The sequence below is a fragment of the Ornithinimicrobium carbonis genome, from assembly GCF_977012275.1.
This window is the reverse complement of sequence record NZ_OZ348993.1, coordinates 2782101-2804891: the sequence shown is the minus strand read 5'-3', so window position 1 is coordinate 2804891 and position 22791 is coordinate 2782101. Positions and strand designations below refer to the sequence as shown.

At 67.7% G+C, this 22791-nt stretch carries 15 protein-coding genes; 9 read left to right on the top strand and 6 right to left on the bottom strand.

The window, feature by feature from the left end; genetic code table 11:
- Positions 1–455: 455 nt before the first annotated feature.
- From ACWHYA_RS12835 to ACWHYA_RS12825, 3 genes are all read left to right on the top strand, one after another.
- A complete protein-coding gene (locus ACWHYA_RS12835; protein WP_425943897.1) occupies positions 456–797 on the top strand; it encodes a histone-like nucleoid-structuring protein Lsr2 in 342 nt (113 codons plus the stop codon).
- Between the two features lie 515 nt (positions 798–1312).
- Positions 1313–1924: a hypothetical protein gene (locus ACWHYA_RS12830; protein WP_425943895.1), complete on the top strand. Its 612-nt coding sequence runs from the start codon at positions 1313–1315 to the stop codon at positions 1922–1924.
- On the top strand, positions 1921–2490 hold the full coding sequence (locus ACWHYA_RS12825; protein WP_425943893.1) for a hypothetical protein: 570 nt from the start codon (positions 1921–1923) through the stop codon (positions 2488–2490). Before ACWHYA_RS12830 ends, ACWHYA_RS12825 begins: the two co-directional genes overlap by 4 nt.
- 130 nt (positions 2491–2620) lie before the next feature.
- Here the strand turns inward: ACWHYA_RS12825 and ACWHYA_RS12820 are convergent, their stop codons facing one another.
- A complete protein-coding gene (locus ACWHYA_RS12820) occupies positions 2621–3520 on the bottom strand; it encodes a hypothetical protein (RefSeq protein ID WP_425943891.1) in 900 nt (299 codons plus the stop codon).
- Between the two features lie 259 nt (positions 3521–3779).
- Between ACWHYA_RS12820 and ACWHYA_RS12815 the strand changes: the two genes are divergently transcribed.
- The 3 genes from ACWHYA_RS12815 (at position 3780) to ACWHYA_RS12805 (ending at position 5945) form a co-directional block, all read left to right on the top strand.
- Positions 3780–4130: a hypothetical protein gene (locus tag ACWHYA_RS12815; protein ID WP_425943889.1), complete on the top strand. Its 351-nt coding sequence runs from the start codon at positions 3780–3782 to the stop codon at positions 4128–4130.
- Positions 4127–5617: a hypothetical protein gene (locus ACWHYA_RS12810; RefSeq protein WP_425943887.1), complete on the top strand. Its 1491-nt coding sequence runs from the start codon at positions 4127–4129 to the stop codon at positions 5615–5617. Before ACWHYA_RS12815 ends, ACWHYA_RS12810 begins: the two co-directional genes overlap by 4 nt.
- A gap of 112 nt (positions 5618–5729) precedes the next feature.
- Positions 5730–5945 (top strand): hypothetical protein, encoded by a 216-nt coding sequence (locus tag ACWHYA_RS12805; protein ID WP_425943885.1) that lies wholly within the window; start codon positions 5730–5732, stop codon positions 5943–5945.
- A gap of 494 nt (positions 5946–6439) precedes the next feature.
- Here ACWHYA_RS12805 and ACWHYA_RS12800 read toward each other — a convergent pair whose 3' ends face one another.
- Together ACWHYA_RS12800 and ACWHYA_RS12795 are read right to left on the bottom strand one after the other, a co-directional pair.
- On the bottom strand, positions 6440–7852 hold the full coding sequence (locus ACWHYA_RS12800; RefSeq protein ID WP_448095600.1) for a sugar ABC transporter substrate-binding protein: 1413 nt from the start codon (positions 7850–7852) through the stop codon (positions 6440–6442).
- 866 nt (positions 7853–8718) lie between these two features.
- Positions 8719–9294 (bottom strand): hypothetical protein, encoded by a 576-nt coding sequence (locus tag ACWHYA_RS12795; RefSeq protein WP_425943881.1) that lies wholly within the window; start codon positions 9292–9294, stop codon positions 8719–8721.
- A 465-nt stretch (positions 9295–9759) separates the two neighbouring features.
- On the opposite strand from ACWHYA_RS12795, the gene ACWHYA_RS12790 reads away from it, so the two are divergent.
- From ACWHYA_RS12790 to ACWHYA_RS12780, 3 genes are all read left to right on the top strand, one after another.
- Positions 9760–10881, top strand: coding sequence for a DUF5655 domain-containing protein (locus ACWHYA_RS12790; protein ID WP_425943879.1), 1122 nt, complete (start codon positions 9760–9762; stop codon positions 10879–10881).
- A gap of 389 nt (positions 10882–11270) precedes the next feature.
- A complete protein-coding gene (locus tag ACWHYA_RS12785; RefSeq protein ID WP_425943987.1) occupies positions 11271–11582 on the top strand; it encodes an integrase core domain-containing protein in 312 nt (103 codons plus the stop codon).
- Positions 11583–11780: 198 nt separating this feature from the next.
- Positions 11781–13541 carry an IS1634 family transposase gene (locus tag ACWHYA_RS12780; RefSeq protein WP_425943877.1) on the top strand — a complete coding sequence of 587 codons (1761 nt, stop codon included), beginning with the start codon at positions 11781–11783 and terminating at the stop codon, positions 13539–13541.
- 191 nt (positions 13542–13732) lie between these two features.
- Here ACWHYA_RS12780 and ACWHYA_RS12775 read toward each other — a convergent pair whose 3' ends face one another.
- From ACWHYA_RS12775 to ACWHYA_RS12765, 3 genes are read right to left on the bottom strand one after another with little or no spacing between them, the layout of a single operon-like run.
- Entirely contained in the window at positions 13733–16675 is a 2943-nt protein-coding gene (locus ACWHYA_RS12775; RefSeq protein WP_425943876.1) for a DUF499 domain-containing protein, read from the bottom strand.
- Positions 16672–19491 carry a hypothetical protein gene (locus ACWHYA_RS12770; protein WP_425943874.1) on the bottom strand — a complete coding sequence of 940 codons (2820 nt, stop codon included), beginning with the start codon at positions 19489–19491 and terminating at the stop codon, positions 16672–16674. Before ACWHYA_RS12770 ends, ACWHYA_RS12775 begins: the two co-directional genes overlap by 4 nt.
- Complete coding sequence (locus ACWHYA_RS12765) at positions 19488–22586, bottom strand: helicase-related protein (RefSeq protein WP_425943872.1); 3099 nt, start codon at positions 22584–22586, stop codon at positions 19488–19490. The genes ACWHYA_RS12770 and ACWHYA_RS12765 overlap by 4 nt, the downstream gene beginning before the upstream one ends.
- Positions 22587–22791: the final 205 nt, after the last annotated feature.

Sequence of the window (22791 nt, the reverse complement as noted above, 5' to 3'; positions counted from 1 at the left end):
GAAGAGCCCCATTGCCGCAAGCCGTCCGTGATCTCAATGACACCCGGGACGTCTTTGGCAGGCGTTCGGTTGGTGGCAGTCATCGCACTGATCTCCTGGTTGGGCACCGACTCTCCGCAGACTAGACCGTATCGGCACCCACCCCCAGCGGCACTCTGCCCGCTTGGGGCGCGGAACCGCTGGTTGGGTCGTCGGATCCGAGGCACATCGCATCGCCACGCATGGCCCAGTACTGTGCCGCGGGCCGCGCGACTTTACCTCGACTTGACGCTTGCTTGCATCCTGAGGCCCGTCGGATACTCAAGTGAGCAAGCTGGAAGCCGATCCGCGAGACTGCCCTGGTGATATGGGCAGCGAATCTTGTCTCGCGAGTGCAATCGGCCCTGATGTGTACCCAGCCCAGGCCAAATGGTCGTAGGCTGGTCTCGACAATCCCAACTCGCTTAGGAGCCACAGTGGCGCAGAAGGTACAGACCATTCTCGTCTCGGACCTGTCCGGGACCGAGCTCGGTGAGGACGGTCAAACCGTCAAGTTCGGTTTTCTCGGGGTGGACTATGAGATCGATCTCTCCCAGGAGGAAGCCGACGAGTTCGCCAACACGATACAGAAGTACGTCGAGGCGGGCCGTCGGGTCGGTGGCCGCCGTCAGACGGGCGCGGCCAGTTCCGCCAAGCGCGCCCCCTCGCAGACCAAGGCGATCAAGTCCTGGTTGGACGAGCAGGGCATCGACTACCCCAAGCGGGGACGTCTCCCGCAGAACCTGATCGACCAGTGGGAGCAGGCCCACAGGTCCTGAGACCCCCCGAGTGACCCCTGGCCCCCGGCCAGGGGTCCTCCTCTGTCCGGACGACGTGTTCGAGATCCCTCCATCTGGGTCGTTGCGCCGCGCCGGAGGCGTCCCGTGCGCCCGTACGAGGGCCGCGCACCCACACCTCGACCGGTGCGCGCCCTCCCCCACCGCTGTCGAGGAAAGTTCGTGGACCCCCGGGGTGGGTTCCCCGGGCCTGTGGTGAGGGACCGCCACAACGCGAGGACCTGGCGGACCGTGGATGGGAGAGGCGCTGTGCAACCGAACACCGTCAGCGGGCAGACCCCTCGATCGGGTTGGCCCTGTCCGAGGGCTGATGCGCGGCCCAGCCCTGGTTCCGCCTGCAGGAGCGTATGTCCGCCATACCGGGACCTCAAAGCGGCGACCCTGCCAGGGCGGACGCTCTCATGTCCGTGAGCGCTCGTCCGGAATGGGACGAGGCCAGATCGGTCTTGGTCCACGTGTCCCAGGTCCTTCCCCGGGTCCGTTGGGAGCTGTCCCGCATGCGGCTCGACATGCTCGACGCCCACCTCAGGCTGGCCCGGCTCGCCGCCCCACGCCTCTCAGGCGGTCGCGGCGCACCGGCTGCCGAGCGGGGTGTTCTCCTGCGTGGGATCGTCGTCTCATGCGAGCAGGGTGCAGCAGCCGGCGCGCAGGTCGACCGCAAGCTGCAGGACGGGATCGCCGGACTGAAGGCCGCGGCCGTCCTGGCAGGGGCGGGTCGTGCGGTGGGGACGCACGAGGAACTTGCACAGGTACGTCTACTGCGTGACCTGGAGGATCTGCGCACCCAGCTGGGGGCCACCGGCACGGCGCTGGCCGGGGTGGCGACATCGCTGCGCGAGGTTGCCGACCGCGCACGCACCGTCTCACCCACAATCGCCGGCAATGGTGGCGGCGTGGGCGATGGCAGGACGGTGCAACGTCTCCACGGGATGGTCCAGGCGGCCGCGAACCAGGCACGCTACGGCGACCAGGACCTTGACCGTGCCCAAGCGCGTACCAGCGAGCTCGTCACCCAGGTGAGGGCGCAGGCCCGTGACAGCGGCCTGCGGACCCGGGCGCTGCGGCACGCCGTCGGGCCACCCGCGCCGTCGAACGGGACGCCCCGATGAGCACCGGCCACGGGTTCGTCCTGCCGGCGACCCGACCCGAGCGGTCGACCGGTCCCGGTCCTGGGGACCTGCGGGGTGACCTCGTCGCGCTGAGCACGGCGCTGGACCGCCTCGCGCGGGATCTGCGGGCGTGGATCCTGCTCGTGGGCACCTCCACGGACGCGCGGGTGCTGATCGACCAGGCCGAAGACCTGCGCCGGCGTCTGCGCGAGACCGGGGCCGACGCACGACAGCTCTGCGAGGCGGCCCGGCCACCCGTCCCCGGCGGACCGGACCACGGGGTCCTCCCGCTCTCGCCATGCGTGGGCGCGCTGGTGTCCGCAGCGACATCGCTGCACGCGGCGAACCACGCGATGAGCCCGGCCGCGTCCGCCCTCTGCCGACAGGACCATCTGACCACGACCCTGAGAACCTCCGGGATGGTTGCGCGCCGGTTCCTGGCCGCCGCGGCCGACGCGACCCAGGACGCCGCCCGCACAATCACCGACCACCCGGCCCACGACGTCGGACAGGAGGACGGCACCCCTCGTCTGCGGCTCGTCCACGCAACCGACGAGGAACCATAGGTCGGCCTCGCCCCGCACCGGCCCCACGGCCACGGCCCCGGCCGCGCGTCATCCGACACTGAACAACGGGCCGTCTCCTCTGCGGCGCCAGCTCCTGGGCTGGGCCTGTCGAGGTAGAGGCCAGGTTCTGCTACCGGGACCATGACACCGGGCAGGCGCCTGCTCCCGTGGCCGCAGGCCCGTCACCGGACCGACCCGGGTGCCAGGAGTCCTGCTGCCGCAGACGGACGACCCGGTCGAGGGTCGCGTCGTCGCTGCCGGTGGTGCGCAGGTAGTCCGCGAAAGACCCGGCGAGGCCGACCTGGACCAGGTGGTCGTCAGCCACCCGGTTCCGGGCCCGGTGCCAGCCCGAGGACGACCACCACGTCCACGCCACCACGGCCATGACCAGGGTGCTGGCCAGGTGGACCGGGTGCTCGGTGGCCCCCAGCCAGAGCCCCACGCCGGCGGAGATCACCATGGAGGCCACCAGGACCCGGGCGGACACGAACACGGTCACGATTCCCCACAGGAGCGTCAGGAACCCCACCAGGGCCGACCACGGCAGCAGGAAGACCGCCCAGGCCTGTGACGTCCGTGTCAGCCCCGCCCGGACAATTCCGAGCTCGTGGGCGATCACCGCGGCCGCGGTCACCGGCCCCAGGCATCCTGACCGGACCGCCTCGACCAGGCCCCTGGTCACGACGAGGGTCCGCTCCCCCACCGCCATGACACCCACCCCGGCGCCGGGTCCGACGAGCAGCAGCAGGCCGTCCACGACGACGCCATGGCCCAGCAGCACCTTCGCGACCGGCGCCAACGTGCACCGCTGGTGCAGCCGCGGGACACCACCCCGCAGCAGCACCCGGGCCGTCCACCGCTCCCCCACCCCCGTGCAGGACAGCACCACCAGAGCTATGCCGCCGGCCGCCACCGGCCACGCGTCCACCGCCAGCGCGGTCTCGAAAGCGAGAGCCCACCCCGTCAGGCTCCACAAGGCAGGCACGAGCAGGGCCTTGGCCCGGGCCTCGCGCGCGACCCGCACGTGCACGACCACCACCTCCAAACCCGCCGCAACCCCGGCGTCCTGACCCGGGTGTCCGGACTTCGTGGACCCCGCAGGCCACGCCGGCCCGCGTCCGGGGGTCATGACCACCCTGCCCCACCTGCCGGCCCTGCCCACCACGTCGTCCACAACCACCCCCGCGCTCCCCGATGCGTCCCCGCCCCTGTGCGGAGCCGCCGCACCCGTGTCATCGGAAGCCCTACCCAGGGAGGGAACCGACGCACCGACCCCAGGAGCGACCTCGATGACGATGCACGAGCACCAGGTCCTGTCCCCCGTCGGGGTGCTGCTGCGGGCACACAGGCTGCTGGCCCAGGCCGACGCCGAGGCCACCCGCACGGCGTCCCGCACCCGAGGCATGGACGACGTGGACCTGGCGTTCGCCCTGTCCTGCCTGCGCGGTCAGGTCCTGGACCGTATCCCCGCGCCGGTGCGTCACCTGCTGTCCCACGTGCCGGACCCGGCCGGGCTCGACCCGGTCGACCTGGCCGCCGCCGCCGAGCAGGTCCTGCGGACCGTGCCGCTGGAGCAGATGCCCCCGGGCACGAGCACCCTCCTGTGCCGGCTGACCGAGACCCTGCGGCGGTTCTGGTGACCAGGCGCCGGCCCCCGAGCATCTACCCGCCCAGCACCGGGGAGCTGATGGACCGGGCCGACCTGCTGGCCCGCCGCCTGCTCTACGAGGCCCCGGAACGGGACGGGCGGGCCATGGTCCGCGCCTGGGGCGAGGTCGTCGAAGGCGCCGTCGAGCTCTGGTCCCACCTGCCCCGCCCCTCGGACGTTCCCGGCACCGGGCACGACGTCATCATCCAGCTGGCTAGCACCGCCAGGACCCTGCACCGCAGCGCCGGCCAGGCCCGCCAGGTCGACCCCACCCTGCACGAGATCGGAACCCTGTTCACCCGCGCGGCCGCCATGATCGAGGACTCCGGCATCGGCCGGACCGGCACCCGGTGGACCCCCCGGCAGAACCAGGACGCGTTCGCCGCCCGCCTGAACATCATGCACACCCTCTACGTCACCTCCCACGCCGTCTCCGTCGCCCTGGCCACCACCGCCCGGGCCGAGAACCGCGACGAACGCCTGCAGGTGTACACCGTCCCTGCCGACGACCTACGGGCACGGGTCCTGGACGCCGAGCAGATCGCCCACTCCTACCTGCGCGGCCACTACCCCACCGGCCTTGACGGGCGGCACCGACAACCCGTGGACGACACCCGCATCGACGCGGCTGTCGCCACCTGGGACGTGCACGCCCAACGGACCCTGACCCGCGACCCGACCGCCGACGCGATGGCCCAGGTCGCCGGCGCCGCCTTCGCCACCACCGTCCACGCACACCGGCTGTGGCGGGCCGCCGCCGACACCGGGCACGTCGACCCCCACGCCTACACCCACGAGATCGCCCCCGCCTTGGAGACCATGATCGAACGCTGGGGACAGGCAAACACCGTGTGGCACAACCTGCACCACCCCCAGGTCCCCACCGCCGGCGACCTGCGCGAAGCCTCCTGGGAGCTGGTCAACGCCATGCTCGAAGTCACCCGGGACCGGATCGGCGCCGCCACCGGCCAGCACATCGCCCAACGCGTGCACATGCCCACAGTGCTCAGATCCCTGCACCGAGTCCACGCCACCCTCGCCAGCCTCGGCGAGCTTTTCCACGACACCGCCCGACGCGCCCCTTTCGTGGTCAACGCCAGACCCGCCAACGACCTCGCCCGACAGCTGGACCCCAGTACCAACAAACCCCGCTCCGTGCCCCGCGGATGGCCCGAGACCGAGCCGACCGAGAACCCCCTCATCACCCCCCGCGACATCCTGCTCCGACGCCCCGTCCCGCTGCCCGAACCCCTGCGGCCCCTCCTGGAACGCCCCTCCGGACAGGCAGCGGCCGCCTCCAGAGCAGCTCTACGCGCGACCATCGGCGCCGACGACCGGAACGTCGACTCCATGCAGGTTCCACCCAGCTGGACGAAGGACAAGCCCGCCCCCACGCGACTGGCCCGCTCCCAGGCCACCGAACGTCACCGATCCGCCTCGGTCCCGGGACCCGGCGCCGTCACCACCCCGGGACGCTGATCAGCCGACCGCTCTGCACGCTCGCCGGCAGCCGTATCCGTTTCGGCAGCATGGCTGTCCAGCAGGGCGTCTCCTCGGACGAGGCTCGTAGGGGCGGGTAACCTCCGCGAGTGTGAGCACCGACGACGTCCCGCCGCAGCAGCGCGCGCTCGAGCTGGTGGCCGACGCCGCAATCAACCTCGAACAAGCCCGTGCCCTGCTCGTCGCCCGTGCCTCGGTAGCCATCGCCGCCGACCTCGATCTCAAGGTCGTCGCGAAGACCGCGGGTCTTGACCGGGCGACGCTACGTCGTTGGCTGATAGCGCGCGAACGCGAGACGCCCAGCTGAAGACCGCGGACGGGCAGGAGAGAGGCCCGCTGGTACGTTCACCTGTGTCCAGCTGGCGTGTGAGATTGCCGTGAGACCGCGCAGAGCCGCCCCGGTCAAGGCGCCACCCATCGGAGATGCAGTCCCATGCACCCCGGAGCGAGAACGGCCCGTCGCGAATGAGCGTCAGTTTCCTGCTTCGCTGCCGCGAGTACCGACGGGTGTGCGGGCCAGACTTCGTTAGACGAAGTGCCACCCGGTACACACCGACCCGGGTCAAGTTGGGCACAACCTCGACGGAGCGCTTCGGGCCCGTTGTTGCACGCCGTCGACACCTGCCAAGAACTGCCGTCCTCGATGGATCAACGAGGCAGCAAGAGGACACCCTCGAGCCGTCCTTACGGCTGAGGGCGAGGTCCTGAATAGGTGTTACCCTAGCCCACCGTGATTTCCCCACCAAGCCTATTCTGCCCCAATATTGAGGGTGCGGACTTGACCGGCGCGTCGCTCAACGATCACCTCTTGCTCACGCCCAAAGCTCCATCCATATTATCAGCTGCTACGTCTAGAGCAGCCCGTACGGATCTTGAGTCTCCGGACGTACTGACGCACTGGTTAATAAGCTCACCAAGGATGCGCCACACATCAGCCATGTTCGGCAGGGATGGCATGGGGCGAGAATTTGAGCAACATTGCTGAACGACCGCCGCGTATGCACCTTCATCCACTAGGCCCGATCGGCTAACGACCGGCATGCCAAGATCCCCGGATAGCTGGGAGCAGACGATCCTGCTACCGAGATGATAGTGCAGAAAATCTTCGCCGTTCCTCGTGTACTCATTCCTCTCAAAGTCCTGATTGCCAGGATTCTCAGGGGATGGAATATCGCGAAAATAGAAAGCGTATATCAGGCTTAGCCCAGGACGCGCGATTTCGCTCTCGATCGGAACGGGAGCGAGTTCTGGCTCGAAATCACACTTCATTTCAGATCGCGCACCAGCCGTGTCGATATGAAAGGGCGTCGAACCTTCGGAGAAGATCTGCCGAGCTGTGGCATGAGTCGTCCGCGGATCGAAGCTCTCGGGGTATTCGCGGGCGATCCCCTGCAAGGCGATCAACGCCTCAGCTAGCTGAGGCGCTCGTAGCGCGTTCGCGCTAGGAAGCCAGGCGTCGTCTCCCTGCGGTTCGAAAAGGTAACCCCCCAGGCTCGCCAATAGTGGCCACATCATGAAGGGGTCCCCTTCATGTAACCGTTCCCCCATGCTGACGCTCACGCCTGGAATGTTCACATCATCCTCTCCGGCATGTCTACACGCACGGCCTGCACGAAACATCTCCGGCACCGACTTCGGAATCTCGCCTTGATACAGTTTCCTATTAATAAACAAGACCGCGGTATCGTAGGCTAGGGGCACGCCGTAAGATTCCACCGACCCCTCTGCAGCCCTGAACGTCTCGAACGCCTCGCGCGTCAGAAAATCCTTAGGTACCACGTGAGGGATGGGAATCGACCGTAGAAGGGACCTCGCCCGAAATGTCCCTAGCCAATCGTGAGGCCCGACGATTGCGTCACATTTCCCGCCTTCATATCTTTTGGACCCAAAGAACTCGCGGAGTCCGTGACCGCTGTGGCTAGTGTTCACCTCCACCTCCAAGGAGAACTGTTCTCTGAATAATTTTCGATATCGATCCAGGCCCTTTTTTACATCCACTCCACTGTACAGCGTGAATTTGTCAGGCAAAGGGCCCAACTTGCCTGCTGGATCTCGCTTCCATCGCTTTCCGGAGCTGTCCGTGAACGTCATGCTCGTTCTGTAATGATCGTGAAACACATCATCGCCATGGAGCTCTCCGAGGTTATTAAACGTAACACCAGGAGGCAACACCGAGTGGTAAGAGTAGTAGATCGTGTTGTCGGAATCGTTCAATACGCGTATTGCAACATGCCGAACGGGCAAGGCGGAACCGTTGTGCGCATTCACATCCAGCTGGATCTGAGAATCGGTCACTGGCGTAACCTCTGCCCAACTGGCAACTCCTGAGGCGTGGATACGCTCCAGTTCTCTCCTGTGTTCCTGAGCGCTCCGCGACTCACGGTACTCCCGACGCGCCTGCAGCCCAATGGCCACCAACGACCCCATTGCTGTAGCGATCACTATTGCGCCGCCACCGGCGTCACTCAGGCTTCCAATAGAGACCATGAGGCCACCCCAATTTGCAAAGGTCACTATTCTGCACCCTTCGGTATAATTTCGACAGCCACCGAATTCGTGCAGTGGACACCGATGTCACTGCAGGCCGATGGCGCATGATGGACCTTACTGCTGGAACCGCCGAGGCGCACGCTGATCCGTTAGATGTCTTGGGTCTCCTACAGTTGCCGGTCGCCTAGCTAGTGGAGGTCCGGCCGTTGGACCGAAGAGCTGAGGTTCCCCCGGGGCAACAGCGTTCGATTCTGCAGGCTAGTTTTCGAGTGTTCTCGCCCGGCAGCAGTGCCGCGACACGCTTGGTGCGTGACATGGTCACACCGCGCACCCAGTCTCGTTACCGAGCAGGTTCCTGGCGGGTGGACCGACTGGCCATCCGTGCACCAGGGAGCTTGATCGGTGGGGGCGGTAGACCTGCAGGACGGCGTCTCCGCGGTGGAAACTGTCTCGACGAGCGGTGCCCCCGGTGTGAGATCGCGGGGTCGCGCGGTGAGACGGGCGGGTGTTCCTGCAGGTCGGCGGCGGGGTGATCGGAGACGACATCCGATGCCGCACCAGCCCGAGCCCTCCTCAATCAGGGACACCGCCTACCAGCTCGGCAGATCCTGGTGCCAGGGGTGGGCCGGAGGCAGACCCACCCGCTGCTCGGTCGCCAGGGACCGGAAAGCTGTCGGCAGGAGGACGGGGGCCTGCTCGGTCGGGCGCTCCACCATGTCCCAGCGGTCTTCGTACGCGGCGAACACCTCGACCTTGACACGGGCATGTTCCACCGAGGCGGTGCGCTTTCCCGCAGGGGCGTCCGGGTGGGTCAACCAGTCCATGTGCGAGATCCAGGCCGCGGCCGAGACATGGGACCGAGGCACGACGAAGCTGCGCAGCGGACCCCGGGGCTCCGGATCGGCGGCCACGAGGACCACCCATTCATGCTCTCCTCCCGCTACCGAGTGGGCGAGCGAGCCCAGGTGCCACGACACGCGCCCCGGGACGGCCACGGTCGTCTTCACCTGCACCTCGACCATGAGACGTTCCCCATGGTTCTTCACCGCGAGGATGTCGGTCCGCTCGATGCCGTCCCGGGTGAGGGCAGGTGCCCACCCTCGGCGGGCCAGCTCGCAGCACGCCCAGTGCTCACCGATGGTCTTGGTCTGCTTGGTGTCGACCACGCCCCGAAACCTACGGGGTATCCGAGGGTGTTGAGATCGGACGCGCCCAATGCGTGTTGCTCTGGGCTCCTGCTCTCCTCTAGCGACGCCCCAGACCAGGCAGTCCTCCAGACATGGCGCGCACACTGGTCGAGCGGGGGCGCGCCTCGGGGATCTCAGTGATGTCCTCAGGTTTCTTCTTAGGCACTTTGCGCCGTCGCCGCCGAGTTTCGGGGGGGACCGTCGGCTCCGCAACCTGCATGCCCCCGGCCCGGCAGTTCTTCGTTCGGTCGACTCTGGGGTGGACGTACAGCTTTCCTGTCTCCACGCTGAAGTGGGTTTCCCGTCCGCACTCCGGACAGGTCACAGCCATCGCTTGACCATCGGGCACGAAGTCTCCTAGCAGCGCGTCATCGTCTGCTGCCGAATGTACGCCCAGGGACTGCAAGGCGCGTCCGGAAGCGCCGCCTGTGACAACATGCGGACATGGGGCTTGCTGAAGTCGTCGACAAGGTCACGGAACGTTCTCACAAACTGGAGGACTCCAAGAAGGGCAACGAGGCCAACACCAAGGCACTCCTGATAGAGCCTGTTCTCCAGGCCCTCGGATGGGACACCGGAGACCTGGACGCGGTGCAGCGGGAGGTCAAGGTCTACGAGGGCACCTACCTGGACTACGCCCTTCTCATCACGGGCGGGACCAAGTTGTACGTCGAGGCCAAGGGCATCGCCGAGAAGTTGGACGACAAGAAGTTCATCGCCCAGACCGTCAACTACGCCAACAACGACGGCGTCGTGTGGTGCGTGCTCACCAACGGACTGCAGTACCGGGTCTACAAGACCAACGAGCCGGTCCAGATGGATCAGAAGCTGTTGTTCGAGGTCGATCTGCGGGAGGACTCCCAGTCCATGCCCGACCGGCTGCGCCAACTGCGCACCCTGAGCCGCGACGCGGTGACCGCGGGCGAGCTGGATTCCTTGGGCGAGCGGGTGTTCACCGACACCCGGATCAGAGCGGCGCTGTCGAAGCTGGCGACCGACCCGCCCGCCGAGTTCGAACAGATGCTCCACGACCGGCTCGGCCACCCCGCCGTGGCCCCTGACAACCTGCGCCGCAGCCTGCTACGGGTCCTGGACGGCGACCAGGAGGACCGCCCCCGCCCCGTGGTCGACCACAAGGGCAAGACCAAGCCGGTGGGACCGGCCAAGCCACCCACGGGCAAGGAGTACCCCCTCGAGCACCACTTGGGCGGCAAGAGCAGCCTGATCCGCGAACTCTTCGAGGCCGTCGACGACATCCCTGCCTCGCTGGGCGGTGACGTGACCCGCCGCACGAAGAAGATGTACGTGGGCTACTACAGGGGGAAACGCTCGTTCCTCACTGTCCAGACCCAGAAGAGCCGCCTCCTGCTCTACCTGTCGCTAGACCCCCACTCGACCAAGCCGTGGAACGAAGGCGTGATGAGGGACGTTCGTGAGATCGGGCACTACGGCATGGGACACCTTGAGTACTCCTTCACCGATCCCGACCAGCTGGCAGATGTTCGAGCTCTGATTCAGGCGGCCTACGTCAGGGCGGGGAGCAAGAGTCCTGATTCTTTGCGCTGATGCTGCTAAGTGCCAGCGTCCGCGCTATCACCTGCGGTGTGAGCCAACCGTCGAGCCGTGAGATCCGCACGCCGTCCTCGCAGGCCAGCGGCGTCGGTGATCGGATCGGGTATCCGATCACGGTACTTGCCTCCTCCGAGTCTGGACCATCGAGACCGAGGAGCCCAAGCGTGCGCAGCTTGTGAGGGAGCGGTTCTTCGCACGGCCGGACCTACCCGGACGTCTGCGCCGGAGGCAGGTGGCAAGGACCGGATCGGCCCCCGCGCACGAGGAACGTTTCGGGCCGGGCGCGGGCTCGTGGTCAGCCATCGCGGCGCTGTCCGCCCAGGCCAGGAACTCGGCGACGGCGAGGATCGGCTTGCCCCGCTCTCTCGGAGGCCACCCCGCATCTGGACCACGTCCGCACGAGGGTCCCCACCCCGGGCCAGAACGGGGTCCCGGAGCGGGCGTTCCAGTCGCTGAAGGACGAGCGGCACTACCGCGAGCAGATCGACGACATGCACGACCTCGTCGCTCACGGCGAGGAGTGCCACACCAAGTTCAACACCGTCCGCCCGCACGAGGCCCTGTCCTGGAACCGGCCCTCGAGGTGCGCACCTGCACCTAGCCGACCCCTGCTCACCCACCTTTCCCGAGCCCGAAAACCTGCCAAGAACTTGACACGGGACACGTGCATGGCCGCGCCTCGGTGGGTCGGGTGACGCGCCGAGCAACCCGCAGTGCGAGTGCCGTCCCGCCAGACCTGAGTTCCGCAGCTGATCGCGTTTCTGGGACATGTCGGGGGACGAACGTGCAGGTCAGCGGTTCGCGGGGTGGTGACGCATCCCGAAATGCCTAGTGACACGACTGGGCGTGTTTGGCTCGCTTAGGCGCGTGTTGCCCGGGTAGCGTCTGGTGACATGTTCGTGAGGACGACGTCGCGGCGGAACAAGGACGGCACCGTGGTGCGGTACCTGCAGCTGGCGCACAACGAGTGGGATCCGGCTGCGAAGAGCGCGCGGATGAAGGTGCTGTACAACTTCGGCCGGGCCGAGGAGCTGGACCGGGCCGCGGTGCAGCGGTTGATCGGTTCGCTCTCCCGGCTGCTCGGCGAGACCTCGAGAGGCAGCCAGGTCGAGGATCAGGCCGGTGGGCTGCCCGGGCTGGCCTTCATCGAGTCCCGGCCGCTGGGCGGGGCCTGGGTGCTGGACGCGTTGTGGACCCGGCTCGGGATCGCCAAGACGATGCGCACCCTGCTGAGCGGGACCCGCCGCGACGCCACCGTTGAACGGGTCCTTTTCGCGTTGGTCGCCAACCGTGCACTGGCACCGTCCTCGAAGCTGGCCGCCGCGGGCTGGGTCAACCGTGACGTGCACATTCCTGGCCTGTCCGAAGTCAGCGACGACGCCTGCTACCGGGCGATGGACTGGCTCCTGGCCGTCGAACCAGCCCTGGCCAAGGACGTGTACGCCTCGACCGCGGACCTGCTCAACCTGCAGGTCGACCTGCTGTTCTTCGACACCACCTCCACCTACTTCGAAACCGAGACCGGCGACGAACCCCTCTGGCGCGACGCCAAGGGCAACCCCGTGGCCACCACCATCGACACCACCGCTGACGGCGACGGCGACGACGACGGCGGCGAGCTGCCGAGCGGTGCGGTCAAGCAGGCCGGGTTCCGCACCTACGGCAAGTCCAAGGACCACCGCGAGGACCTGCCGCAGGTCGTCGTCGGGATGGCCGTGACCCGCGAGGGGATCCCGGTACGGGTGTGGTGCTGGCCGGGCAACACCTCCGACTCGGCGCTGATCCGCCAGGTCAAGGACGACATGCGCGACTGGAACCTGGCCCGGGTGGTGTGGGTCGCCGACCGCGGGTTCACCTCAGCGGAGAACCGCCGCTACCTCCAACGCGCCGGCGGCGGTTACATCCTGGGCGAGAAGCTCCGTTCCGGCTCGGCCGAAGCCACTGCCGCGTTGGGGCGGGCCGGCCGCTACCAAGACGTCGCCGACAACCTGCGCGTCAAGGAAGTACGGATCAGCGAGAGCGAACGGTTCGTCATCTGTCACAACCCCGAGGCCGCCGACCGTGACGCGCTGGTGCGGACGGCACTGCTCGCACGGCTCACCGAGATGATCAAGAACTCCGACAAGCTCACCAAGACCAAGCGGGCCGAGCTGCGTGGGGTGATCTCCACCAAGCCCGGGCTGAACCGCTACCTGCGCGTCACCCCCAGCGGGCTACTCCGCATCGACGCGGCCGCGATCGCCGAGGAGGCCAAGCTGGACGGCAAGTACCTGCTGCGCTCCAGCGACCCCCACCTCTCCGCTGAAGACATCGCGCTGGGCTACAAGCAGCTGCTGGAGGTCGAACGCGGCTGGCGCGACATGAAACAGATCCTCGACCTACGCCCGGTCCACCACCGACTCGAGGACCGCATCCGCGCCCACGTCGTCTTGTGCTGGCTCGCGCTGCTGCTGATCCGGATCATCGAGACCACCACCGGCGACACCTGGAACAACCTGCGCGCCGAACTCCAGCGCCTGTACGTGGGCACCTTCACCGGCCCGGCCGGCACCTACCAGCAGAGCACCGACCTCACCAGCGAGCAGGCCAAGATCCTCGCCCAGCTCGACATCACCGCCCCGCCCCGGATCCTGGACCTCGCCACCGCGGGCTGATCCTCCCGCCGGGACAGGGCTAGTGACACGCCGTGTCACCGGCCAAACACGCGTTTCCGCAGGTCAACCCCCACAACCGCGCCCCCAAGCAGTCACTCAGCTGCGGAACTCAGGCCAGAGACACGCGCGACGACCGTACCGTCCACGCCCACAACCGCATCAAGACTAAGGGGCCCGTACGCCGTGCCTCGCTACATGTCCCGAAGCACAACCGAGATTCCCGCCTGCCGCGCAGCGTCCGCTATCTGCTCGGCCCACGACTCATGCGCGACAACGCGCAACTGGCCCTGAGCGAAGGACGACCCATTCGACTCGATTGCTTCGTAGATGAGACGGAGCATGGCCGCCGTGCTGTCGCTTGCCTCCTCGTCGCCCTCGAAACGTTTGAGGATGGAGAGGCTGACCTCCTTCTCCACAAGCGTGTCCGGTCCGGGAGACGTCGTGCCGCCGCCTCCTGGGCCCGGTGACGGAGCAGGGCTGTCCCCGCGGCCCGTGCCGGGCTGGACACCGGGCGCGTCATCCGGTCCCGGCTGGGAGTCGGGCACAACCTCAGCTGGCTTCTGCAGGGTGAGCGAAGCTGACTGGAGGTTTATCTCGTTCGGGCCTGTGACCACGACCTCGCTGCCGTCGCGGCTCACGACTCGCATGTCCCCAGCCGTTACCGCGTCATAGATCGCGTGCCGGAGCTCGGCCTCTCCCTCGTGGAGAAGGGGCAGTCGCGGCGCCTGCCAAAACGAGTCCCGGATCTCGATCAGAGGGCGTCCGTAGTCGCTGTCACGGAGCTGGTGCAGCAGGGCACGGGCGTTGAACTCGCCCTGGTCGAACGCCTTCTCCTGGGCGACCAGGGCCTTCCAGACGAGAGCGCCGTTCAGCGATGTCTGGGCGTCATCGTCAAACGTGACCTGCCCAAGTTCCCGAACGGAGTCGGGGTCCGGCTGGGATAGATAGACGACGTGCTGGTAGGCCCGCTTGAGCGCGCTGTCGAGACGACGTTTTGCCTCGTCGCGGGATTTCTTCGCCTCGTCCCGCATCGTGTCGTCAGCTTGCACGTCGGGCGACATGAGCACCCGCTCCCATGCGATGAACTCGCTGGCGATCGCACGGGCGTGCCCACGACGTTGCGTGTTGACGACGGCGAACACCATGGAGGAGGCCCACGAAGAGGTGAGCCGGTCAGGCCCGAGTCCCAGCGCGGCTTCCAGCGCCTCGACCGTGTCCCTCTCCATGCCGTTGCGCAGGGAGAACGCGGCGGGGTCAAGAACGACCAGCCGGGTCGTCCTTGCCTCGTCCAGTCCTGCCGCTTCCAGCAGTTCCAGCGGCGTCCTGCCCTCTTCCGCGCGGACGAGGATCTTCGTGCGGAACGGGCTCGGCGCGGGCACGATCCCTTCGACAGCGTCTGCGACGGTCCGGTCCCTGTCGGAGTCGGTGATGCTGCCGCGCATGGCCCTGGCGAGCATGTTCAGCGTCTGCCGCGTCGACAGGTAGTAGCGAGGGGCCGTGCCTCCGCTGCCCTTGATCGGCTCGACCGCGGCCAGGCCCGTGTCCGGGTCCACGAGGTCACGGATAACCCCGTCGGCGTCCGCGATCCCGTAGTTGAGCTCGGGAACGATGGTCGCAGCCTTCGCCTCGGGCTCAGAGGCTCCGCGTCGGCCTTGCCCGCGCGCACCGACGATAGACGCGAGGAAGATCATGGTCGCCGCGCGTTCAGCCGCCCGCGGATTGAGGGTGCTCCAAAGGGGCGCGTCCCTGCGGAGGTCCAGTAGGCGCGCTGCGCCGGAAGTCTCGTCGAGGGAGACGATGTCGTTCTGTGCGACCGCGCGGTAGTTCGCCTGCGTCTTGGTGTCAGAGATGAGGCCGCTGCCGAGGATGGCCTCGCGGACCGTCGCCTCGGATAGCGGGAGGTCCCCGGGCCCGATGAGCGTCGGGACCCAGTCACCGGCGCGGCCTCGTGCTTGCAGCGCCCACACTGTCGCGGCGAACACCTGGATCGTCGACCGGACCTTCTGGAAACCGGCCAAGTTCGCCCACTCGTTCTCGGCGATGTGCATGAGCTGGGGGTGGAACGGGTAGGACCGTTCCACCTGCGCCGCGAAGTCCGTGGTCCATGCGGCAGAGAGCTGGTCAAGAACCTTGCTCTTCCACCCCTTGTCCCTCAGCACAGAGTCGAACGAGCGCACGGTGGCGCTGACGACCTCGTTGACAGGCGCAGCATCGAACAGCCGCCGGCGCAGGATCGCGGCGAAGTCGGCGTTCTCGTTCACCGTCGCCAGGCGACCGTTGCGGTCGATGAACGACTGCAAAGACTCGCGGCGCCTCTCACCCGCGGCGCTCAGGGCCATCGTGTCCCGGTCGGAGGCGATCATCACGAGCAGCATGGCGACGTTGGGGGCGTCGTTCACTGCGTCCAGCAGGACCTGTAGGAACCCCATGTCCTGCGCCACCAGTTCGGGGTTGCCTGCTCCGTCGAGGCCGTTCCCGATGTAGTTGACGACCTCATCCACGATGATGAGGACCGGCCGGCCGACCGACCGCAGTGCGGCGACCACTTTGGACTTGTCGTTGAAGTAGGGACGGTAGTCCTCGAAGCGGGCGTAGTCGCGCTCGAAGAGACGCCACAGGAAACGCTCCCACAGGTTCGTGGCTGGCCCGTCGAGCTCCTGGACTGGAGCCCCGGGCGTCATGGAGTCACACGGCAAGACGACCACGCGGGGGTCGCCCAGGTCGGCTGGGAGTGCCTTGCCGAGCACGTCTCGGGCGACCTTGTGGACGGCCTTGCCGATGTCCGTGGCCGCGAACTCGGATGGGTGCTGGGCCAGGTGCCAGGCACCGATGCAGGCGTGGGACTTACCGCCGCCCATCCCTTGATCAAGCCGCGTGAGCGCGCGCACCTTCGTGTAATCCTCGGGCCCGGCTCCGAGGCGGATCGCGAGTTGGGCAAGCAGGTCAGCGAGCTGCCCGGTCGGATGGGTGATCTCCCCGTAGTAGGCGACTTTGGCGTACTCGGGCCGCGTGACACCCTTGCCGTAGACCGCGTCGTGCAGGCTCATCTGCACGTCGTCTATCGCACCGGAGGCGTCCACGATCTCCGGCCGGAGCTTCAACGCCTCCCACCAAGGCGTGGGCTTGTTCTTCATCCGTTGCTCCTACGGGTCGAGTCGGTCGGCGCTGCCGAGGTGATGGTGGCCCCCAGCTCGGGTCCTCCGAACAGGTCGAACGTGCCGAGGTCGAGGGTGGGCTGGTCGGCCTTGTTGCGGGCGTCCTGGCGGGTGCGCTCCGCGCCCGCTGCGGCGGATGTGACGTTGCGTCGGTTGCGGATGATGCCGGTCCACGCGACCGCGTCGGCGTCGCTGTCGGGTAGCCGATCCGCGAGGAAGGTGATGGCCGCCCAGAGGTAGGGATCGTCGGTGCTGCGGCCAGACGCGGCGAGCACGTCGCCCACGGCGTCCAACCCGTGCGCCCATTCCTTGGCCATGGCTAGGGCAACGTCGATAACTGCCGATTCCCCGTCGATGCGGGGCTTGACGGACTTGGACTCGACCAGCCGGCAGCCCTTGGACGCGTCTGGGACCAGGTCTCGCACGTCGGTCAGTTCCATGGACGCCGCGAGCGTCTGCCAGCGCAGTTCGGACTTGGGTTGGACGTTGCGGCCGTAGAGTCGGGCCCACCATAGGGCGAATCGTGTGCGGGCGTCGAACGTCTCCAGAGGCTGGTGGTCGATTTCGACGGCCATGGCGTCTTGGACCGTCGAGCGTGCCAGGGGGAGGAACGTCGAGATGTCCACCTCCTCGCCCCTCGCGTCCAGCACCGCGCTGTACCGTCCCGCGACCTCCATGGCCGGGCCGGCAGCGGCCATGAGCATGTCAGCGGGCGCCAGCCCCCACCGCTCCCAGTCGGGCACCCGGCTCTTGACGACCTTGCGGATCTCCGACTCCACGGCCCCCTTACGCCCGATGGGGCGTCCTGCGGGGGCGGGGCGGCAGGACATGGTGAGGGTGGTGACGATGTTAGTGAAGCCGACCTTCCCTCCGGCCTCCGTTTTTGCGGGCCAAGCACCCGTGAGGACCAGGCCGGCGTCGCGAATGGCGGACAGGAGGCGCTGCCAGACCTCAGGCTCCCCGTGCCCGAAGACGATGGTCACCACGCCGTCCTCCTTCACCACACGTTGTGCCTCGTTGAACGCCTGCGTGATGAGCCGGTCGTAGTGCTCGCGGGTGCGGTGGTCGTGGTTCTTCGTGCCGCCCTTCTTGACGATGATCTCGTCGCCCTTCTCCTGCACGCCGAACTCGTGGGAGGTGAGGCCCATCTCGGGCCAGGCGTCCGTCAGCGCGCGCTTGATCCACACGTAGAACAGGTCGCTGGCGTCGCTGTAGTCGATCATCGCGTCGTAGGGCGGGTCGGTGACGACGGCGCTGATGCTCCGGTCCCGGAACGGGAGCATGGTGGCCGTTCCTTGTGCCACGTCGGCTGGGACCGCGCGCGGCGGGGGCATGGTGTTGCGGACCGACCTGAGAGTGCCCTTGGCCACGGAGGCCCAGCTTCCGGGACCGTCAGCGAGGCCCACCTCGAAGTAGTCGAAGGAGAAGTTCAGGCTGGACTCGGTGGCGAAGATGTCGTGGACTCCCGCGCGGCTGACGTCGAGCGTGCACCCACGGGTCGCGCGTCGGAGTTTGCGAGACATGGCGGCGGCGGCGTACCCGGTCAGGGCACGCACGTACTCGTCAGAGTTACCGTTCGACAGGAGCTCGTTCCCCAGGTCGCGGATGATCCTCGCGAGCCGGACGAACGACAAGGTCTGGCGAGCGTTCATCATGTCGCCGTACGTCCGAGCGCCGTACACGGTGGCTTGGACGGTCCACGAGTTCCCGTCGGGGATGCGTTCGACGGGGACGGCTGACAGGAACGGCGAGAACCGCTCCTCGCGGGCGAGCTGGTCGTGGGCGGCCTGCACGGCGTCGGTCTCTACGGCGGTGAGGGCCCGGTATGTCTTGCCGTAAACGGGGTCGAGGTCGGCCGCAAGAAGGGGTACGTCCGCTCCCTCCCCCTGGTCGAAGAGCCGGGTGAGGATGTGACGGTCGTGGGGGTGGTCGCAGAACGGGCACACGGCGATGCGCCCGTTACTGTCGTACCGGCTCTTACCGGGGGGCACCTGACGGGTCGGGAGGCGACGTGGGGCACCCTCATGGACGACCACGGAAGAGGTGCCGGTAGCCCGGTCGGGGTCGACATAGTAGGACTGGCCGGCGTCGTGGACCTGGACCCCCGTCTCCGGGTCCCGCCGCATTCCGGCGTGGCGGAGCGCGAGCTGGCCGATGAGCGGGAAGCGGTGGCCGCACTCTTGGCAGGGGATCGCGAGAGCCCAGAGGTACCCCCAGGCGTGCTGTCCATCCACGGACGGGTAGTACGTCCTCATGTGCGTGGTGTGCCGAGTCCCGACCTCCTCGATCGTGGCCTCCAGGTCCCCCACCAGGCGCTCTGTACCGACGTCGAGGGTGTCGGAGTCGCGATATGGCAGGTGCGGTTCGGCGGACCAGTCGCGGGCGGGGAAGTCGGTCAGCAGCCGGGATGCGAGGACGGCTACGGGGCTGTAGTCGATCGCGTGGGCAGTGAGACCGAGCCGTGCTGTCTCCAGCGGGATGAGTCCCCGCCCCGAGAACGGGTCGAGCGTGCTGGCACCGGGGCCGTTGGCGGCGACGATCTCGGCGCGGACCTGCGCGCCCTTCTCGTACCTGCCGGACATGGCGTCGCGGACCAACTGCTGGAGGCGTGCCTGCTCTGCAGGGTCGTCGGGCCAAGGAAGGAGGGAGCAGATCGTGGCGGCTTTTGCCTGGGCGGTGGGCCGCTTGGCGAACCATGTCATCACGCCGACCTCGGCGTTCCCGCTGCCCCAACCAGACCCGCTGTTGGCGCTCACTTCGGCGCAGGGGAACCAGCGTTCGATCATGCGGGTCATACGGGGTCGTTCTCCTTGTTAGCGGCGCGAGCGAGGCTTGAACCGGGGACGCGGAACACCGCGTCGGCGGTGATGTCGGGAGCGAACACCCTGACCGGATCTCGGTAGGTCCCGAAGACGCGACCCTTCCCGTCCGAGCAACCGTCCACGACGTACAGCCAGTAGTCCTTGCTGTGCTGGGTCGCGATGAGGACCTCGTTGCCGGTGAGTTTCACCCCGGTCGAGCTCGCGGACCCCCACACGCCCTTGACCTCGACGAGCCGGTGCTCACGCCCCCGGCGGGCGTACAGGTCGTAGCCCACGTTGTCGTGGTGAACGTCTCCGACGACCCATCCCTCGGTCGTGAGGGTGTTGGCGACGAGCCGCATTGAGATGGCCTCGGAGTCCTTCTCCTCGACGGTGGCGGGCACACCGGCGGCGGTCACGTGGATACGGGCGACGAGACGTGGGGTGGTGATGTCCACCACGGACAGGCGTTGGAGCTCAGCCAGCCGGTCCTCGGTCTTGGCCTTGAGCGTGCTCCGCAGGTGTATGCGTTCTTCCCGGTTCGGGAACGACGTGGCGGGGGTCAGGTCGGTAGGCAGGTTGGACAGGTCCCTGCGGGCGTCCGCGAACCAACTGTTCCGAGCCGTCTGGGAATCGGTCTTGGCGCGTTCGGCGGCCCTGCGTGCCTCGTCGTCCGCGGCGAGGTCCCGTGCGGGGTGGGGCGGTTTGCCGGGGTCGGACGTGGGCGTGAGGTTCGCGAGCGTCTCCCATCGGACCAGTGTGGCCTTCCCTGTGGCGTCCACGCGGACGAGCGCGGCCCACTGAGTGCGGCGGCGACCGCCGGCCTCGGTGAGCTCGCCCCGGTACGCGTACAGGTCGTAGGGGGTGATGGTTGTCGGGTCCTGGGCAGCGCCGCCGCGGAACAGGTCCGGCTCGAACTGGTCCTCGGCCAGGTCGATGAGCGCGGCGAACGCGGGGTCGCCCGGCCCGAGCGGGAGGACGCGAGTGTCCGCCATCGCGGCGTCCTTCAACGCGTCCCCGCTCACGGCGACGAGAGCGGCCGGCTGGCCTCCGAGCCCGTCAGGGAGGCGGGTCGCGGTGAGGAGTCGAACCTCGTCGCCCATCGCGGTCGGCCGGACCTGCAGCAGGCCGGACGCGTCGAGCCGGGCGAGGTACGCGTCGACGATCGCGGGGTTGATCCGTTCGAGGTAGTCCTGGTGCAGCAGCGACATGGCCTCCACAACCCTGACCTGCTCGGCCAGCCTGGCCTCCTGGGCCCGTGCGGTCTGGGCGGCGGTTTTGAGCTGCGTGCTGGTGACCCGTCTGGCGGCCCGCAACGCCTCGGCTTTCCGGTCCTCGTCGTTGCCGTACAGGGCCGTGAGCCACTTCTCGTAGTCCACGCCGGTCAGCTCAGCCACGAGGGAGAGGGAGTCGAAAAGCTGGCCGTTCAGCTCGTTCGCGGCGTTCACAAAGTTGTCCAGCAGCTTGTGCAGCGTCTCGCCCTCGCGGGTGTCCACGGCGACGAGGTTGAACAGCTCCACGTCCCGGGTCTGTCCGACCCGGTGGATACGGCCCATGCGCTGTTCGAGCCGGACGAGCGACCACGGGATGTCGTAGTTCACGAGCACGTGCGCAGCCTGCAGGTCGATGCCCTCGTTGCCGGCGTCGGTCGTCACGATCACTTGGAAGTCGCCGCGCATGAACGCGGCTCGCACCGTGTCCCTCTCGGCGTGGTTCTGCCTGCCCGAGTACGTGCGCGCTGAGTAGCCCTCCGCGGCGAGCCGAGTCGTGATCCACTCTGCGGTGTCGGCGTACTCGGTAAACACGACCGCCTGCTCGGTCCCACCGGGCCGGATGCCCTGCGCGGCGAGGCACTCGTCAGTCAGCCGCTTCCACTTCGACGGGACGTAACCGGGGTCGGCGAAGATGCCGTCGAGGGTGGCAAGCAGCCCGCCGATAGCTTTCTTCTCCGCGCGGGCGGACAGCGAGTCAGCATGGACGACCTCCTCGACCTCGCGCTCGGAGTCGTCCTCCCCGTACGGGTCGACCTCCATCGCGGTCTGCGCCGCGGTCTTGCCGCCCATGTTGTCCCTGCGGCGCCGCAGCGTCTCCGCGAGAGAGTGTAGGCACGACGCGGACCGTTTGCCGTACACCATGCGCGCCAACGCCTGCGCGGACGGCGGGAAGAACTGGTCCACCATCTCCAGCGCCTGGTTGTAGACGGTCAGCTCCTCCAACGTGAGCGGGACGCGCAGGTTCGTCGCGGTCCTGCCCTTGAACAGCTTGGTCATCCCGTCGTAGTCGACCAGGTCCTCCTTCATGCGGCGCAGGAAGTGGGTTGTGCCCGGGCGCAACGGCGCCAGGGGCTGGTCCTTGTCGTCACCCGGGTCGGGGTAGATGTCAGGGTCGACCAGGTGCAGCAGGTGCCGGAACAGCCACTCCGACCCCCTGTGCGGCGTGGCCGTCAGCAGCAGCGCACGGGGCGACTGGGTGAGCAACCGGCCGACCCGGTGGAAGGACTGGGCGGTCGGGGTGAGCCGGTGCGCCTCGTCGAACACGACGATGTCCCAACCAGCGAGGTCGGGCCGGATCGCCTCCTGCACGGCAGGGTTGACCGCGGCCAGCTCCAACGACGTGATCCACATGTCGTGGTCCAGGTCGAGGGCGTGCTCCCGCACTGTGCCTGCGGTGATGCGGCGCAGCCCGCCGCCGAAGAACCTGTCGAAGTCGGCCTGCCACTTGGAAACGAGGTTCGCGGGCACAACGATGATCGCCTTGCGGATGAGCCCATACTTCTGCATCTCGCGCAGGTACAGGCCAGCCATGATGGTCTTGCCCGTGCCCGGCTCGTCCGCAAGGAGGAACCGCAGCCACGGCTGCGGCAGCATCGCCCCGTACACCGCGTGCGACTGGTGCGCGAACGGCTCCAACGGGGAGGACGCCAACAACGTCGACCGGGCGTTCATGGACGCCCCCGCCATCCACTGCGTCCACATGCCCGCTAGGACCCGCTCGGACCGGGCCGCACCGTCCTGCACCAGCACCTGCACACCGGCTACGTCGTCACCGGCCACGTCCGCCCGGTGAAACCCGCCCCTGTCGTCCTTCACGTACAGCGTCCATCCGCCAACAGTGTCAACGGCAGCCATGTCAACCGTCACATACCCCAAGTGGGCGAGGGCAGGGACGAGGACGCGCTGGCCCTCTTCGAAACCGCCCGACACCGTCGTCCTTCCGTCGCACACGTCACCCCGGCGTAGTCACGGCGAAGGTGACTCCGGGGCGTCGTCCAACCGTAACCGTCCGACCACCGTG

Excerpts from the sequence above, each read along its gene's own strand:
- ACWHYA_RS12830 (WP_425943895.1), top strand. The coding sequence starts at position 1,313 with ATGCGGCTCGACATGCTCGACGCCCACCTCAGGCTGGCCCGGCTCGCC.
- ACWHYA_RS12825 (WP_425943893.1), top strand. The coding sequence starts at position 1,921 with ATGAGCACCGGCCACGGGTTCGTCCTGCCGGCGACCCGACCCGAGCGG.
- ACWHYA_RS12815 (WP_425943889.1), top strand. The coding sequence starts at position 3,780 with ATGACGATGCACGAGCACCAGGTCCTGTCCCCCGTCGGGGTGCTGCTG.
- ACWHYA_RS12790 (WP_425943879.1), top strand. The coding sequence starts at position 9,760 with ATGGGGCTTGCTGAAGTCGTCGACAAGGTCACGGAACGTTCTCACAAA.
- ACWHYA_RS12780 (WP_425943877.1), top strand. The coding sequence starts at position 11,781 with ATGTTCGTGAGGACGACGTCGCGGCGGAACAAGGACGGCACCGTGGTG.
- ACWHYA_RS12775 (WP_425943876.1), bottom strand. The coding sequence starts at position 16,675 with ATGAAGAACAAGCCCACGCCTTGGTGGGAGGCGTTGAAGCTCCGGCCG.
- ACWHYA_RS12770 (WP_425943874.1), bottom strand. The coding sequence starts at position 19,491 with ATGACCCGCATGATCGAACGCTGGTTCCCCTGCGCCGAAGTGAGCGCC.